This is a genomic window from Acinetobacter sp. Leaf130 (genome assembly GCF_001423205.1).
GTDB classification, from domain to species: domain Bacteria; phylum Pseudomonadota; class Gammaproteobacteria; order Pseudomonadales; family Moraxellaceae; genus Acinetobacter; species Acinetobacter calcoaceticus.
On record NZ_LMOE01000001.1, the window covers coordinates 2,089,161 to 2,103,406 of the forward strand.

Below are 14,246 nucleotides of genomic sequence, written 5' to 3' on the forward strand. Positions count from 1 at the left end.
CGCATGCAACAAAAGAACCCAGGAAGAACACTCGTCTTATGGATTATCGCAGCTCACCTCTTTATGGGAATGGTGGCATATGAGTGGTTACCTGTAAGTTTTAGAGGAAGCTGGATTTTTATTCTCATTCTTTTAATTTCTGGTGCTTTTTTAGAAGTTGGTGCGTCTTTAATTGTTGGTTTAATTGCCTTTGTAGGCGTTGCAGTATACTTTTTACTCGATTTGGGTGCACAGACGCATATTGAACGGCAGCTCCTTCTACTTTTTATTATTCCCCTAATTCCTCTTTTTCTGAGTGCTGTACGCCACAATATTGAAATTAACGTTCAAAAATATCGTGATATACAGAGTTATGATCGAAATTATCGCCGTGATATTTTCCCGCTTAGCGCACTCAAGTATTTTCAACGTAGTTTCTTTAAGCTTCTTGATCATCATCACCTACAAGATTATGAAGTCTTTGAAATTAGAATTCTCAACCGAAGCTTAATTAAAGAAATGTTAGGCGATGATGTATGGAAAACCACTCAAAATGAAATGATTAAAATTTTGAGCCAGCATCATCCCCAAGAAATTGTTTTCCAGTTTGCAGATGATGATCTAGAAACGATATACAGCATTGTTATTCGTAAACAAAAAACAGAAGAAGAACCTGAATTTATTAAAAAGCTCAAACAAATTATGACTTTGCGGCTTGAAGTCGAATATAAAGTTATTCAGATTCCACCTGAAGAGGAGATTACTTAATGTCTAATCTTCTTAATATTTGTGGAATTATTATTGCATCTAGCCAATATCCAGATGGCACTTTGCAGCAGTTCTATCGTCAATATTATCATTGTGAAATTAAAGCTGAACAAACAAAAACTGAAGTTCAAAGTATTAATGACCTTTCCATGTTTTTCCCATCACAGGACACATGGTGGCCTGTCTTTACAATTGACCAGATCAGTTCGGATAGTTTTCAAAGGCTTATTCATACAGGTATAAAGCCCGGCATCATATTACCAGATGAAGTATTTAGCTTTTCTCATTATTTCTTATTAAAAGAAGCTGTCACCCAAGGTGCAATTCCCATTGTACTTTTCAAACCTGAACAACCTAAATATTTTCCAGCAAAAGCGACATTTTCAACCGCAATTGGATTACGACCAATGGCTGCGTTTGTTTCTACAGGTTGGGATGAAAACCTAATTTCACAAACTGCGGGCAGCTATATTGTTCAGTTCAATCCTTCGATACTTCCCCTGCCCTCTAGAGAGATTAGACAAAAACAGCACTTATTTTATTCGGCTAAAAGTTTTGATGGTCATGTTTCGGGTTATGAAATTATTATCAATCCTCCTGCTGATTTACCAACCACAAATATTCGATACCCTCAACTCGGAATATCATGGCGATTTAATCATATCAATTACATAAGTACGCCCGAACATGTAAAAACTAGTTTTATTGGATACATTTTTATTGGCTTAAGCACAGTCGTAGTTCCACTCGATTTGATTTTAACCAGTACCTACCCAGACCTTCTTAGTACCTTCGGCAGCTATATTTCATGGATATCATTGGTCATCGGGGTGATTTTATTGTTATTGCTGATCTCGTCTATTATTAGGAGGGTTAAATCAAATGGCTCCCATTGATATTCTCTTCCTATTTGGTTTTTTGGGAATCTGGATTCCGCAAGCATTTTGGGCATGGTTAAGTTATCAGGCTTGGAAATACTCAAAAACAGCGGAAAAAGAGTTACAGAACCTTCCCATACCAGACAGATGGCCCGTTTTGAGTGTTTTGATTCCTGCCTACAATGAAGGCGTAGTGATTGAAGATACTTTACATGCAATCGCTCAGCAGGACTATCCTGCGGAATCTTATGAAGTTTTGCTCATTAATGACGGTTCTAAAGATAACACCCTAGAAATTGCTGAGGACCTCGCAAAAATTTATCCGTGCATAAAAATTGTTAATGTTCCCAAAGGCATGGGGGGTAAAGGTAAATCTAGAACGCTTAATAATGGCTTACCCCATGCCAAAGGTGAACTTATTGTTGTTTATGATGCAGATAGTACACCTGAACCCGATTGTGTACGGTTATTAGCTCAAACCTTACTTGCCGATAAAAAATTAGTGGCTGTAAATGGCAAAGTAAGAACCCGTAATTGGCAAGATAGTATTTTGACTCGCTTTATTGCCATTGAGTTCATCTTTTTCCAATGGATTTTTCAAGGCGGACGTTGGCAACGTTTTGAACTATCCACATTGATGGGTACGAACTATGTCATTTGGCGTGATGCATTAGAAACCTTGGGTGGTTTTGATGAAAAGTCATTGGTCGATGACACTGAAATGAGCTTCCGTATTTTTATCGGCCAAAAACGAATTAAATGGGTACCCTACGCAATTGGTTGGCAGCAAGATCCACCATCTTTGAGTGTATTTATTAAACAGCGCTCACGCTGGACTCAAGGTAATTTTTATGTGACTCGTAAATATTTACCTGTAGCGTTAAGAACGCCTTTTCCTATCGGAATTGAAATTCTGAATAACATTATGTGCTACGTACTTTTCGTACCCGCGTTATTCTGGAGTCATATTACCTTAACTCTGGGCTTACTCGGTATTGCAGGTATTTCGGTTCCTGGTCCATTCACATTACTGTGGGGCCTCTCGTTTTGCCTATACGTTGCACAAATGTGGTTTACCTTATCTTTAGAAAGGGCCAAACCAGAACTCTATTTTTACTCTGTTTTATCTTATGTAACTTACTCACAAATATTTCTATTTATTGTATTTAAAGCCGCATATGACATGCTTAAAAATAAAATACAGGGCAACTCCCTTCAATGGTACAAAACGGAACGTAGCAAGGAGAAAAAAAAATGAAATACTCTTCTAATTTCTACCAAATGGTTCAAGTACTCCTTGCCAGCACTAGTCTCATGTTAGCAATGTCTGCTCATGCATATACATGGGAACTAGATGATATTAATACTTCTACCAAATATACCGTTGAGCCCCATTTTTTCTATATTGGGAAAGGTGCTGAATGGGAAAACATTGAATTTTCAAGCAACTACTCTACTGAAAGTGAGACAACGTTACTTGTAAAATATGATGATAAGCTCATCTATAACACCACTTTAAGCGGTGATGGACAACTGAAGTTTAATATTCCTAAAAGTCAGAGTGGCTTTCATCGTTTAGATTTTATTATTCAACAGTATGCTAAACCCAACACTCTGAATCAAACTAAGGACTCTTTCTGCTCTGAAGATATTGATCACTTAACTTATTTAAGCAATTCCCAACTCGACTTTACGCCTGTCCGTAATGTATACCGTTTAAAAGACTTACCAGATGCTTTAGCTAATCCACAAGCGAGACGACCTACTCCATTTGTGGGGATCTTAAAATATAACCGTAAAGAGATTATAGAAGCTTCTATGCTCGCTAGATTAGCAAGTTCATGGACTTCAATCACACCAATTGAATGGGTTGATTCAGGACAAACTAATTTAAATGATGAAACAAATTTCATTATTGAAGTGATTCGCTCAGCTACGCCACTCAAAGGGGGTGCTTTAGTACAAATTGCAAAACCAGCAGATGGAGTGGCTACTCTTTCAATTACTTATCACACACCACAAGAACTCACTGCTGCCATAAATGGACTCATTAATCCATCTTATATACAGCAACTGAATACAGGAAGTGCAATTTTCCCAACTACGATCTCTAATCCACCTTGGGCCCAATTTAAAAAAATTAATACACTCGCAGACTTAGGCATTGAGGACTTCAGATTAAATCACGCTGAAAAGAACTTATTCCTTGATTTCCCAGCGGTATGGCAACCAACCGATATCTTGCAAGGGCAAATTGCACTTCGTATTCAAAGTGGTTTATTGCAAGGTTCAAATATTACGGCTTGGATCGATGGTGGACTTGCAGGCAGCATGAAAACAGCCGACCTTGCTTCCGATCCCGTCAACCGACAATTCAACATTTTTGCAAAAGCGATTTCTAATACGACCAATTTTAGTTTAAAGCTTGAAAACTCGGTGATTGCTAATTCACAGTGTTTACCCACTGCACATGGTTCGCTCTGGATTGATACAGCTAAATCTACCTTAAAGCTACCCCATAAACTCAAAAATGGCGTAGCCGCAATTTCAATGACTTTAGCAACGACTCCGACTATTGCAATTGATGATCAATCTGGTGCGTTAAATATCGCGATTGTATTAGGCCAAACTGCGAAAAAAATGCTTTTAACACAAGGACCAATGCCACTTAACCTAGTTCGCTATACACCGAGTGCACCTCAATCAATAAATGTTCGTGTGAATAAAGATATTTATCAACAACAGGTATTAATGCATCAAGATATTATTTATGCACCTGCTGCTGTTAATGGTTTTATTGTGAGTTATAACAATAACCGTTTTGATGTTATTACCGACTCAGAAGGTGGTGCACAAAGCTTTATGCATCTTTGGGAAAAAATACAGCATAAAATTCCAAATAACGTGACAAAAATGTTGGTTTCAGAAAATGGAAATATTTATGTTTTACAAAAGCTCATTGTTGGAAATCAAAAAGCACCTTTAGTCCAACAATCTTCTTTCTTCTTATTAGTTGTGATTATATCTGCAATTATGATAATAATTATCTTCTTGTGGTACTGGTTAAGACGAAATAATGAAAAAACAGATACCAATTAAAATAGCTGCTTTTATTATTTTAATTATATGTAGTGTTATAGCTTATGCGGGGTTGTTCAAACATCAAGGTCAAGCCCCGCGTATTGAAGGAATTTTCTGGCAGCCCGACAATAACACGACCCCACCAGAGGGAAACTGGCACTATTTGGGTGTTAACACATTTGTCCCTCAGTGGTCTGTTGTTGAGTCTAAATCATGGTGGAAAGAATCAAACTTTCCTCAATGGGAAAAAGCAATTAATTTAGAAAAAATTAAACAAGAACCTTGGGCTAAAAATCTAATCTTGGGCTTAGCAGGTGAATATAATGAACCTAAAGCTCGGGCAAATGTAACTGAGTTAGGGGAAAAATCTGCTGAAATTATAAAAGAGCAAAAAACGGCGCCTAAAGGCTATTATTTTCCGGTGGAAGCAGATCCAACGTGGTTGAGAGTCAGTGCTTTAGGTCAGGTTTTAACGAAACTTCCAGTACCAGTTTGGGTAAGTATTTATAGTGGTGAAAGCGAACCCGAACATTATGATTTATGGGTTAAAAGCTGGTTACCAGAACATAACGGTGTTTTCTTCCAAGACGGGGTTGGCGTAGGTGTAAGGTCTCCTCAGCAAGCCAAACATATTTTAGATCAGCTTGAACAAAAGCTTGGAAAAGATAAAGTAATTATAGTGCTAGAAGCTTTTAGAGTTAAAAAGAATGGACAATTTAGAGCTGCATATCCTTGGGAAATTATTTCTCAACTGAAAGCATATGAAGGAAAAACTATCTATATTTTTGATGGTCCTCACTACATGAATCGTTGGTGCGTCAATATTGTGAGCTTGTGGTACCGCCTCACTTATGGTGGTAAGAATACCTCCGTAAGTGAGAATAAACCTTTAACTCACAACTATGCTAATTCATAAGATTTAGCAATTTGATCAAGAATACGCCGAGCAGCTTGCCCATCCCCAAATGGATTTTCTACATGTGCCATTTTTTCATAATGCTGTTGGTCGGTGAGTAGTTTTTCAGCTTCTTCAATAATTTTTTGTTGGCTGGTACCGACCAAAACACCTGCCCCCACTTCAACAACTTCAGGTCGTTCTGTGGTTTCTCGCAAGATTAAAACGGGCTTATTAAATGATGGACTTTCTTCTTGTAAACCGCCCGAATCGGTCAAAATAAAAGTTGATCGATCTATGACTGCCAATAAACTTGGATAGTCTAATGGTTTAACAAGATGGATTTGGGCATGATTTTTAAACTTATTATGGACGACATCATGTACGGCTGGGTTTAAATGTACGGGCCAAATAAAATGTAAGTCAGGATGCCCCTTCGCTAAATGCTCAACTGCATTACAAATATTTTGAATTCCATCTCCAAAGTTTTCACGGCGATGAGCCGTAATAAGCACAACTTTGTTATCTTGCTTTAATTGAATTCCATAGGACTCAAGCTGATTCTTTAAACCAGATTTTTCAGAAATTAATTTACGTCCTAAATACACCGCATCTACAACCGTATTGCCTGTAACAGTAATCAGTTCTGGCGATATTTGTTCATTGAGTAGATTTCTCTTTGATTGTTCAGTAGGAGCAAAATGCCATTTTGTAATGCGGGAAACTAACTGGCGATTTCCTTCTTCTGGAAAAGGATGATCTAGATCATAGGAACGTAACCCCGCTTCGACATGCGCAACAGGTACTTTCATAGAGAATGCGACTAAACCTGCCGCTAAAACAGTCGTTGTATCGCCCTGAATAACAATTGCATCTCTTTTCTGACCATCTGTATATACCTGTTCAATTTGACTCAAACCATGTATTAATAACTGATTTAGACTTTGGCCTGCATTCATAATTTTGAGGCGGTGGTCAATTTCAACCCCAAAGAAATCTATCGCATCCCTTACCAATTCATCATGCTGTCCGGTAAAAATAACCTCAACTTGAAAGCGCGGATCTTGTTTTGCCAATAAAATAACAGGGGCAAGTTTGATTAATTCGGGACGTGTGCCAAATACAATAGATATAAAAATTTTCTTCATTTTAGAAATCCTTATAAAAAACGAGTTCGACGCGAGTATTGTTGTAATGATCTTTTGTATTTACTGGCACATCTTTAAAGTAATTGCCATATAGTCGTTCAACACGTAATTTTATAGGTTGATAATTAAAAGGCTGCCATGAAATACCGGGGCCATATTCGAATAAATTATTGTAATATTCATCCTTACTATCAGCTAAGCCATGCAATTTCACATAAGCTTGGACAGTTCCATTCTCACCTTTATATACATTTAACCCTGTGCGTAGGCGTAAATCCCCAATAACATTATAATCTTCTCTAGAATAGGTCGCAGCATTGCCATATAAGTCGGTGAAATAATCATTAAAGCAAAGTGAATTATTACAATTATTTTGAGAATTCCACTCTTGGTAACCCGTAACGCCACCAACTATACTTTCACGAAATTTATCTCTATTGCGGTCAATCAGATCGTAACTTCCGCCAACTTCTAGATATGCACGTACAGGGATTGAAGTCCAAGGTTGATAATTAGCACCTATCCCTAGCGTCACTGCATTTTCATCAATAATTTCAGGACGTACACCACCTTGAGATTGGGTATCACGGTTTAAGTTTAAAAAGCCATATACTTGTGCTCGTCCATTATCAAAGTTTTTACCATAACGAGCTTTGAGCGGGAAAATTACATCGTCATAACGTGACTCATATGAAGGTGCAAAATAAACATCACGGAAATAAGTTTTGACTTCCCCTCCACTCAGATTTTTTACGGCTTGTGTGGCTTTATTGGCAATATCAGCATCTTTAGATTGTGTAAGTTCCTTGAAAACCACCAAAGCTTCTTTATTATTTTTTTGCGAATTGAGTAGATAGGCTTCTTGTAGTTTTAAAGTGTCATCTGCTGGATCTAATGCCTCCGCTTTTCTTAGACTTTGCAAAGCGGCGTCTTGTTTACCTAATCTAATCTGCAAATAGGTTAAGCTTTTCCAAACTTTTATATCTGCTGGTGTCATCTCACCAAGTTCGAGTAATAATTTCTCAGCATTCTCTGGTTGAGTCTTTTCAATTTTATAAAATTGATCCCATTTATCGTAAATCGGATTACCGGGTTTATATTCTTGATTAACAATCTCTTGGGCAAATGTAGTCTCAATAGTTAAAAAGCCTAAAGCAGGATAAATCGAACCGATAACGATAAAGGAACGTGTTAGAGATTTTATTGTTTTGCTATTCATTGAGACCTCTAGAGTAAAGTGGATAGAATCTATTCGTAGAAATAAAATTAAAATTTAATCAATAAATATTATAATTAAACTCGTAAATTACCCTATTTAGGTGTGTTAGCTGGTTTCATAAGTCATTCATTTTATCTCCTTTTATATTATCCTTAAAAAGTTCTTATCTGATTGTTTTTCCTATAATGGCACATTTTTTAATCGTATTATTGTAAATAATCTTATAGGATAAGATAAAAATTTATAACTAGAATTAGGAAAAGTTATGTCATTCTCCCAACATCCCGAACATCATTTTATTCACCGTTCAGGTTGGTTAAGAGCAGCCGTTTTAGGGGCTAATGATGGGATTATTTCTGTTACTAGCTTAATTATGGGAATGGCTGCAAGTGGGGCGTCTGCTCATACTCTTTTTATTGCCTGCATTGCAGGTTTAATTTCTGGTGCAACCTCCATGGCAGCCGGAGAATATATTTCTGTAAAATCTCAAGAAGATATTGAAAAAGCTGACTTAAAATTTGAGGCACAAGAACTTAAAAAACACCCGCAAAGGGAACTAGATGAACTCACCCAAATTTATATATCAAGAGGTTTGGCACCTGATTTAGCAAGGCAAGTTGCCATACAACTCACCAGTCATGATGCTTTAGGTGCTCACGCACGTGATGAAATTGGTATCCATGAAAATACAGCAGCAAATCCGATTCAAGCAGCTCTTGCATCGGCTAGTTCATTTTCATTTGGTGCATTATTCCCCATGTTAGCTATTTTAATCAGTCCAGACATATGGGTCGAAAAAACGGTTTTAATATTTGGCATTATTTCATTAGCTTTTTTAGGAGCTCTCTCAAGCCATTTTGCTGGAACGTCCAAACTCAAAGGCAGTTTACGTATTACGTTATGGGGTATTTTGGCGATGGCATTTTCAAGCTGGATCGGCTCTTTGTTCCATGTTACTCCTCTTTAAAAAAGAGTAACTTATTAAACATCAAGGAATAAATATTTAAAAACTAAATGCCCAATATTATTTGCTCTTGGTTCTGATTTCACGTTATGGTGAAGGTAAAGAAATGAGGTGAATAAAATGACCCTGTTACAACAACTTGAAATTAAACATCCAATTTTTCTTGCACCCATGGCAGGTGTGTCTACCCCTCAACTTGCAGCTGAAGTTTCTAACCAAGGTAGCCTTGGATCATTAGGATTAGGTGCAAATACGGCTCAAATTGCACGCGAACAGATTTTAAAAACTCAAGAACTCACAGAAAACTCATTTCAAGTTAATTTTTTCTGCCATCAACCCGAACAACTTAATCCTCAAACTTCAGCACAATGGATTGAATATTTACGCCCACAATTTGAAAAGTTTGGTGAGCAACCTCCTCAAAATTTAAAATGCATTTATCCAAGTTTTCTTGATAACGATGACTTTTTAAATGTAGTACTAGAAACGAAACCTAAAGCGGCCAGTTTTCATTTTGGCATTCCTCATCCCCATCAAATTCAGGCGCTAAAAGATGCCGGAATTATCACTATGGTTTCTGCTACCAATTTAGTTGAAGCACAAGCCATTGAAGCTGCTGGTATTGATATTATTATTGCTCAAGGTATTGAAGCAGGTGGTCATCGAGGCATCTTTAATAAAACCTTTGATGCAGCCATCAAAACCAGCGATTTAGTACAGCTTATTGTAAAACACTGTAAATTGCCTGTCGTAGCTGCTGGTGGGATTATGAATGGAGCACAAGCGCGGCATATATTGAGCTTAGGTGCTGCGGCTGTTCAACTGGGGACCGCTTTTGTTCAATGTCGATCATCCAATGCATCTGTTGAATATCGTAAAGCTTTATTTAACGAACCAGTAACACAAATTAGTGCGAGTCTTTCTGGTCGTCCAGCCCGTGGTCTATTGAACCACTGGCATACACAAATTGATTTACCCAATCGCCCTCCTCAACCAGAATATCCATATACCTATGATTTAGCCAAGCAATTAAATGCGATTGCAAGCAAACATCAAGACTATGGATATGGTGCTTTTTGGGCCGGTAGTAATGTATCGCAAATAAGAGAACTAGATGCTGCTGACCTGATTAATCAGTTAGTAGTAGAAATATTAGAAGATGAGTAAGCTTAAAAAGCCAGTGAAGATACTGGCTTTTTTATTTAATGAGTTTGCAATAAATTAATTTGCTCGACTTGGACATCGCTCATCAAATCACCTTCAGCCAATAACTGATTAAAATAGTTTTCAACCACTATTGCTTGCTCAGCTGTACTTTCAACTTTATACATATTTTGGCGGAATTCGTTACTTGAACGTAATCCTTTTGTGTACCAAGCAATGTGTTTACGGGCAATACGGCATCCAGAATATTCACCATAAAATTGATAAAGTTCTGATAAATGCCCAAGTAACACCTGCTTCACCTCTTCAATATTAGGTGCGGCTAAGTGTTCTCCAGTTTTTAAATAATGAGCAATTTCACGAAAAATCCATGGTCGGCCTTGAGCGGCACGGCCAATCATAATCGCGTCAGCCCCTGTATAGTCGAGCACATATTTAGCTTTTTCAGGGCTATCGATATCACCGTTTGCAATAAGTGGGATATTGATTAATTCTTTGACATGTTTTATCAAATCATAGCGTGCTGTATTTAAATACATGTCTTCACGTGTACGACCATGTAAGGCTAGTGCAGCAATTCCCGCCTCTTCTGCTCTTTTTGCTACTCTTAAAATATTTTCTTGACCATTTAAAAAGCCCAATCGGGTTTTTAAGGTAACAGGAACATCAACAGCAGCGACCACTGTATCAAGAATTCGTGCGACTAAATCTTCATCTTGTAATAAAGCTGAACCTGCGAGTTTATTACATACTTTTTTGGCAGGACATCCCATATTGATATCAACAATTTGGGCGCCATTTGCCACTTGATGACGTGCAGCCTCTGCTAACTGCTCAGGATCAGAACCGGCAATTTGTGCAGAAATCGGAGCAAGTTCCCCATCAAAATTTGCACGGTAGAGGCTTTTCTTGCTCATCTGCAAAGTCTTATCGGCAGTCATCATTTCACTGACTGCATGGCCTGCGCCAAAATACTTGCAGAGCGTTCTAAATGGACGGTCAGTGACCCCAGCCATAGGAGCAACGATTAAATTATTTGACAGTTGATAGGGACCAATATACATATATATTCATACAATTGATGATCAACATAGTATACTTCATCCGCTTGATCGGCTCATCTTTTTATGCAGGTGCTTTCCTCGCCATGAACAAACCGTTGTCTTCCCGTTTTTTATTAAAATCATTCGGTATGGTCGCCGTGTGCATGAGTTTAGCTGCTTGTGGTGATAAAGCTTGGTGGTCAAACAATGATGAGCCTGAACTAGAAAGCAAACAGATTAAACGTCTAATTCCATCACGTGTGAATGATCGTGAGTCTTGGGCAAAAGATATTGACGACATTATGAAAGAACTGGATATTCCAAAAAATAAGAAAAATGTCTGCAGTATTATTGCAGTTGTCGATCAAGAGTCGAACTTCGTTGCAAACCCTCAAGTGCCTGGGTTAGGCCAAAAAGCAGTTGAAGAAGTTAGTACGCGTTTAAATGAAAAATTTGAAGATAAGCTTGGCAAAACCGTTGGTGGAACAATTGCTGGTTATTTTGAAGAAGTGCTAAAAACTCAGCCTTCTCCTGATAACAACTATATGAGTCAAATGCGTAAGGTTAAAACCGAAAAAGAACTCGACTTACTTTACCGAGAAATTTTCGACTTCATGGCTAAACATTATCATGTGAGCGCATTAACGGGTGCAGCTAAATTGGTTGGTCAAGATATTGGCGAGAAAATGAACCCTATTACGACCTTAGGTTCTATGCAAGTCCATATTAACTACGCAAAAGCCAATAAGCGTTCAAGCATGAATACTGCTGCACTTCGTGATGACTTATATACTGAATATGGCGGTTTATATTACGGCATACATCGTTTAATGGTTTATCCGGCTAATTATGATAAAGCCATTTATCGATTTGCAGACTATAACTCAGGCATGTATTCTAGCCGTAATGCTGCTTTTCAAAGCATGTTAAAGGACTTAACAGATACAGAAATAAGTCTTGATGGTGATCTACTTCTTTACACAAAAGATGGTGATCCGCGTCCGACTCAGAGCCAGTCAGAAAAAGAACTGATTACTGTATTTGCAAAAAATAATGTATTAGTTACGCCAAGACAAATTCGTGATGATCTTAAATTAGAAAAAGAGAAAAAGTTTGAAAGTACACAAACCTATATTGCCCTGACTAAACTTTATAAAACGAAGACAGGTAAAGACCCTATCTATGCAATTATGCCGCAAGTCGTTATTTCTGGGCCAAAATTAAGTCGTGACTATAATACCAACTGGTATGCAACCCGCGTAAACGGACGATATGAATCATGTATGCAACGAGCGAAACGAATAAGACTATAAAAAGTCTCGCCCTGTTCGATTTTGATGGAACCTTGTGTAGCAAAGACAGTTTTACAGGGTTCATCTTTTATGCTTTGTCTAAGCGCCACATCGTTAAACAAGGCTTGAAAATTCTGCCATGGATTCAAGCCTACTATCTTAACTTTTATCCAGCCCATGCGATGCGTGCCAAGTTATTTCGCAGCATGTTCAAAGATACCTCCGCAATTGAACTGCAAAGATTAGGTGAAGAATACGCACAAGAGCTAGTCTCTGCACTCTCACCTGAACTTTTCGCACAGTTACAGCACCACCAGTTACGTGGTGATCGGGTCGTACTGGTTTCGGCTTCAATTGATGTCTACCTTGCCCCACTGTGCAAGTTACTAGATATCGAATTAATTTGTACTGAAACTCAAATTAAAAACGGCATAGTGACGGGTTACTACTCCACCCCAGATTGTAGTAGTGAACAAAAGAAATTAAGAGTACATCAGCAATATACGCTACAGCATTATCATCAAATTTATGCTTACGGTAATAGCTCGGAAGACCTAGATATGTTGAGTCTCGCGACACACCCATATATGGTGGGTGAAGATCGTGTTTTACCTCGTTTAACACCAGAAAAAAAGCTCGCATAAAGCGAGCTTTTTTAATTCTACAATAATCTAATAAATCGCCATATGATCACGATGAATCATTTCAAGCGAACGGGCTTCACCAAGCACTTGATAAACCTTATCAGAGGCTAAGCCTTTAATAATCTCAGCAGATCTCGAGCTAAAATTCACTCGACCCACTGCAATACGTTTACCTTGTTTATCGACACATTCAACCACATCACCACGATCAAAATGTCCTTCAACAGTTTTAACCCCAACAGGGAGTAAACTGCGATGTTTCAATTTAATCGCTTCAATAGCACCATCATCAATTACAAGACGACCTGCTGTCTGTAAATGAGCAGCGAGCCACTGTTGATGAGCAGTCATACGGTCTTTATCTGTCGTAAACAACGTACCTAGCATTTCACCCGCCATCGCACGTGACAAGACATTATCACTTTCACCACTTGCGATGAGCGTTGGACAACCCGACTTAGCAGCTAAACGTGCGGCACGAACTTTAGTCACCATACCACCTCTGCCAAGCACACCACCACCGCCAGCCATTTCGAATAAAACATCGTCCATGGCACGAACAGTAGAGAGTAGTTTAGCATCAGGGTTATGACGTGGGTCTGAGTCAAACATACCCTGCTGATCCGTTAAAATGATCAGCAATTCTGCATGAACCTGACCTGCAACCATCGCAGCTAGAGTATCGTTATCACCAAAGCGGATCTCATCGGTAGATACCGTATCATTTTCATTAATGACCGGAATCACACGCCAATCAATCAAGTTTTGCAAAGCATCACATGAGTTTAAATAACGACGGCGATCAGCTAGATCATCATGTGTCAGTAAAACCTGAGCAGTACGAATACCATGTTCTTCGAGCACACTAGACCAAGTATGAATTAAACCCATCTGCCCAATCGCAGCACAGGCTTGTAGACTGGGTAGATCGGTGGGTCGACTCGCAAGCTTCATACGAACCATACCTTCAGCCACAGCTCCAGAAGACACTAAAATAATTTCGTGTCCGGCATTGTGTAGATCTGCAATCTGTTTCGCCCAATGCGAAATAGCATCCAAATCTAAACCTTGCCCATTGGCTGTGAGTAAAGATGATCCGATTTTAACAACGATTCGTTTACACTCACTGAGCTGACGTTGCCCATCGACCACTTCTATCATGTTTTCCTCG

The 14,246-nt window shown here is 38.4% G+C and carries 13 protein-coding genes; 9 read left to right on the plus strand and 4 right to left on the minus strand.

The annotated features are described in order from the left end of the window. Positions 1-3: 3 nt before the first annotated feature. Genes ASF86_RS09415 through ASF86_RS09435 form a run of 5 tightly spaced genes read left to right on the plus strand, consistent with a single transcriptional unit; the run spans position 4 to position 5,622 of the window. Complete coding sequence (locus ASF86_RS09415) at positions 4-747, plus strand: hypothetical protein (RefSeq protein WP_056481385.1); 744 nt, start codon at positions 4-6, stop codon at positions 745-747. Then, on the plus strand, positions 747-1,643 hold the full coding sequence (locus tag ASF86_RS09420; protein ID WP_017391867.1) for a hypothetical protein: 897 nt from the start codon (positions 747-749) through the stop codon (positions 1,641-1,643). The genes ASF86_RS09415 and ASF86_RS09420 overlap by 1 nt, the downstream gene beginning before the upstream one ends. Further along, positions 1,630-2,883: a glycosyltransferase family 2 protein gene (locus tag ASF86_RS09425; RefSeq protein WP_056481389.1), complete on the plus strand. Its 1,254-nt coding sequence runs from the start codon at positions 1,630-1,632 to the stop codon at positions 2,881-2,883. Before ASF86_RS09420 ends, ASF86_RS09425 begins: the two co-directional genes overlap by 14 nt. Further along, the gene (locus tag ASF86_RS09430; RefSeq protein ID WP_056481392.1) at positions 2,880-4,724 is read left to right on the plus strand and encodes a hypothetical protein; all 1,845 of its coding nucleotides are present in this window, start codon (positions 2,880-2,882) and stop codon (positions 4,722-4,724) included. The genes ASF86_RS09425 and ASF86_RS09430 overlap by 4 nt, the downstream gene beginning before the upstream one ends. Beyond that, the gene (locus ASF86_RS09435; RefSeq protein ID WP_056481395.1) at positions 4,702-5,622 is read left to right on the plus strand and encodes a hypothetical protein; all 921 of its coding nucleotides are present in this window, start codon (positions 4,702-4,704) and stop codon (positions 5,620-5,622) included. The genes ASF86_RS09430 and ASF86_RS09435 overlap by 23 nt, the downstream gene beginning before the upstream one ends. Here ASF86_RS09435 and wecB read toward each other — a convergent pair. Beyond that, positions 5,607-6,749, minus strand: coding sequence for a non-hydrolyzing UDP-N-acetylglucosamine 2-epimerase (gene wecB / locus ASF86_RS09440; RefSeq protein ID WP_056481398.1), 1,143 nt, complete (start codon positions 6,747-6,749; stop codon positions 5,607-5,609). The two genes, ASF86_RS09435 and wecB, sit on opposite strands and share 16 nt — an antisense overlap. 1 nt (position 6,750) lies before the next feature. Next, on the minus strand, positions 6,751-7,968 hold the full coding sequence (locus ASF86_RS09445) for a tetratricopeptide repeat protein (RefSeq protein ID WP_056481401.1): 1,218 nt from the start codon (positions 7,966-7,968) through the stop codon (positions 6,751-6,753). A gap of 265 nt (positions 7,969-8,233) precedes the next feature. Here ASF86_RS09445 and ASF86_RS09450 point away from each other — a divergent pair, with 265 nt between their 5' ends. Together ASF86_RS09450 and ASF86_RS09455 are read left to right on the plus strand one after the other, a co-directional pair. After that, the gene (locus ASF86_RS09450; RefSeq protein ID WP_005038933.1) at positions 8,234-8,935 is read left to right on the plus strand and encodes a VIT family protein; all 702 of its coding nucleotides are present in this window, start codon (positions 8,234-8,236) and stop codon (positions 8,933-8,935) included. A 117-nt stretch (positions 8,936-9,052) separates the two neighbouring features. Continuing rightward, positions 9,053-10,099, plus strand: coding sequence for an NAD(P)H-dependent flavin oxidoreductase (locus tag ASF86_RS09455; RefSeq protein ID WP_056481404.1), 1,047 nt, complete (start codon positions 9,053-9,055; stop codon positions 10,097-10,099). A 35-nt stretch (positions 10,100-10,134) separates the two neighbouring features. On the opposite strand, the gene dusB is transcribed toward ASF86_RS09455, so the two are convergent. After that, positions 10,135-11,160, minus strand: a complete 1,026-nt coding sequence (dusB, locus tag ASF86_RS09460; RefSeq protein WP_005038928.1) for a tRNA dihydrouridine synthase DusB — start codon at positions 11,158-11,160, stop codon at positions 10,135-10,137. 83 nt (positions 11,161-11,243) lie between these two features. On the opposite strand from dusB, the gene ASF86_RS09465 reads away from it, so the two are divergent. Together ASF86_RS09465 and ASF86_RS09470 are read left to right on the plus strand one after the other, a co-directional pair. Further along, positions 11,244-12,452 carry a DUF1615 domain-containing protein gene (locus ASF86_RS09465; RefSeq protein WP_056481816.1) on the plus strand — a complete coding sequence of 403 codons (1,209 nt, stop codon included), beginning with the start codon at positions 11,244-11,246 and terminating at the stop codon, positions 12,450-12,452. Beyond that, a complete protein-coding gene (locus tag ASF86_RS09470) occupies positions 12,419-13,075 on the plus strand; it encodes an HAD-IB family hydrolase (protein ID WP_005038925.1) in 657 nt (218 codons plus the stop codon). Before ASF86_RS09465 ends, ASF86_RS09470 begins: the two co-directional genes overlap by 34 nt. 27 nt (positions 13,076-13,102) lie before the next feature. Here ASF86_RS09470 and proB read toward each other — a convergent pair whose 3' ends face one another. Next, positions 13,103-14,236 (minus strand): glutamate 5-kinase, encoded by a 1,134-nt coding sequence (gene proB / locus ASF86_RS09475; RefSeq protein ID WP_005038923.1) that lies wholly within the window; start codon positions 14,234-14,236, stop codon positions 13,103-13,105. Positions 14,237-14,246 lie beyond the last annotated feature (10 nt).

Bases quoted from the DNA above. Each gene is read 5' to 3' on its own strand.
- ASF86_RS09455 (WP_056481404.1), top strand. From the start codon at position 9,053: ATGACCCTGTTACAACAACTTGAAATTAAACATCCAATTTTTCTTGCA.
- ASF86_RS09445 (WP_056481401.1), bottom strand. From the start codon at position 7,968: ATGAATAGCAAAACAATAAAATCTCTAACACGTTCCTTTATCGTTATC.
- ASF86_RS09465 (WP_056481816.1), top strand. From the start codon at position 11,244: ATGAACAAACCGTTGTCTTCCCGTTTTTTATTAAAATCATTCGGTATG.
- ASF86_RS09420 (WP_017391867.1), top strand. From the start codon at position 747: ATGTCTAATCTTCTTAATATTTGTGGAATTATTATTGCATCTAGCCAA.
- ASF86_RS09425 (WP_056481389.1), top strand. From the start codon at position 1,630: ATGGCTCCCATTGATATTCTCTTCCTATTTGGTTTTTTGGGAATCTGG.
- wecB (WP_056481398.1), bottom strand. From the start codon at position 6,749: ATGAAGAAAATTTTTATATCTATTGTATTTGGCACACGTCCCGAATTA.
- dusB (WP_005038928.1), bottom strand. From the start codon at position 11,160: ATGTATATTGGTCCCTATCAACTGTCAAATAATTTAATCGTTGCTCCT.
- ASF86_RS09435 (WP_056481395.1), top strand. From the start codon at position 4,702: ATGAAAAAACAGATACCAATTAAAATAGCTGCTTTTATTATTTTAATT.
- ASF86_RS09450 (WP_005038933.1), top strand. From the start codon at position 8,234: ATGTCATTCTCCCAACATCCCGAACATCATTTTATTCACCGTTCAGGT.
- proB (WP_005038923.1), bottom strand. From the start codon at position 14,236: ATGATAGAAGTGGTCGATGGGCAACGTCAGCTCAGTGAGTGTAAACGA.
- ASF86_RS09430 (WP_056481392.1), top strand. From the start codon at position 2,880: ATGAAATACTCTTCTAATTTCTACCAAATGGTTCAAGTACTCCTTGCC.
- ASF86_RS09470 (WP_005038925.1), top strand. From the start codon at position 12,419: ATGTATGCAACGAGCGAAACGAATAAGACTATAAAAAGTCTCGCCCTG.
- ASF86_RS09415 (WP_056481385.1), top strand. From the start codon at position 4: ATGCAACAAAAGAACCCAGGAAGAACACTCGTCTTATGGATTATCGCA.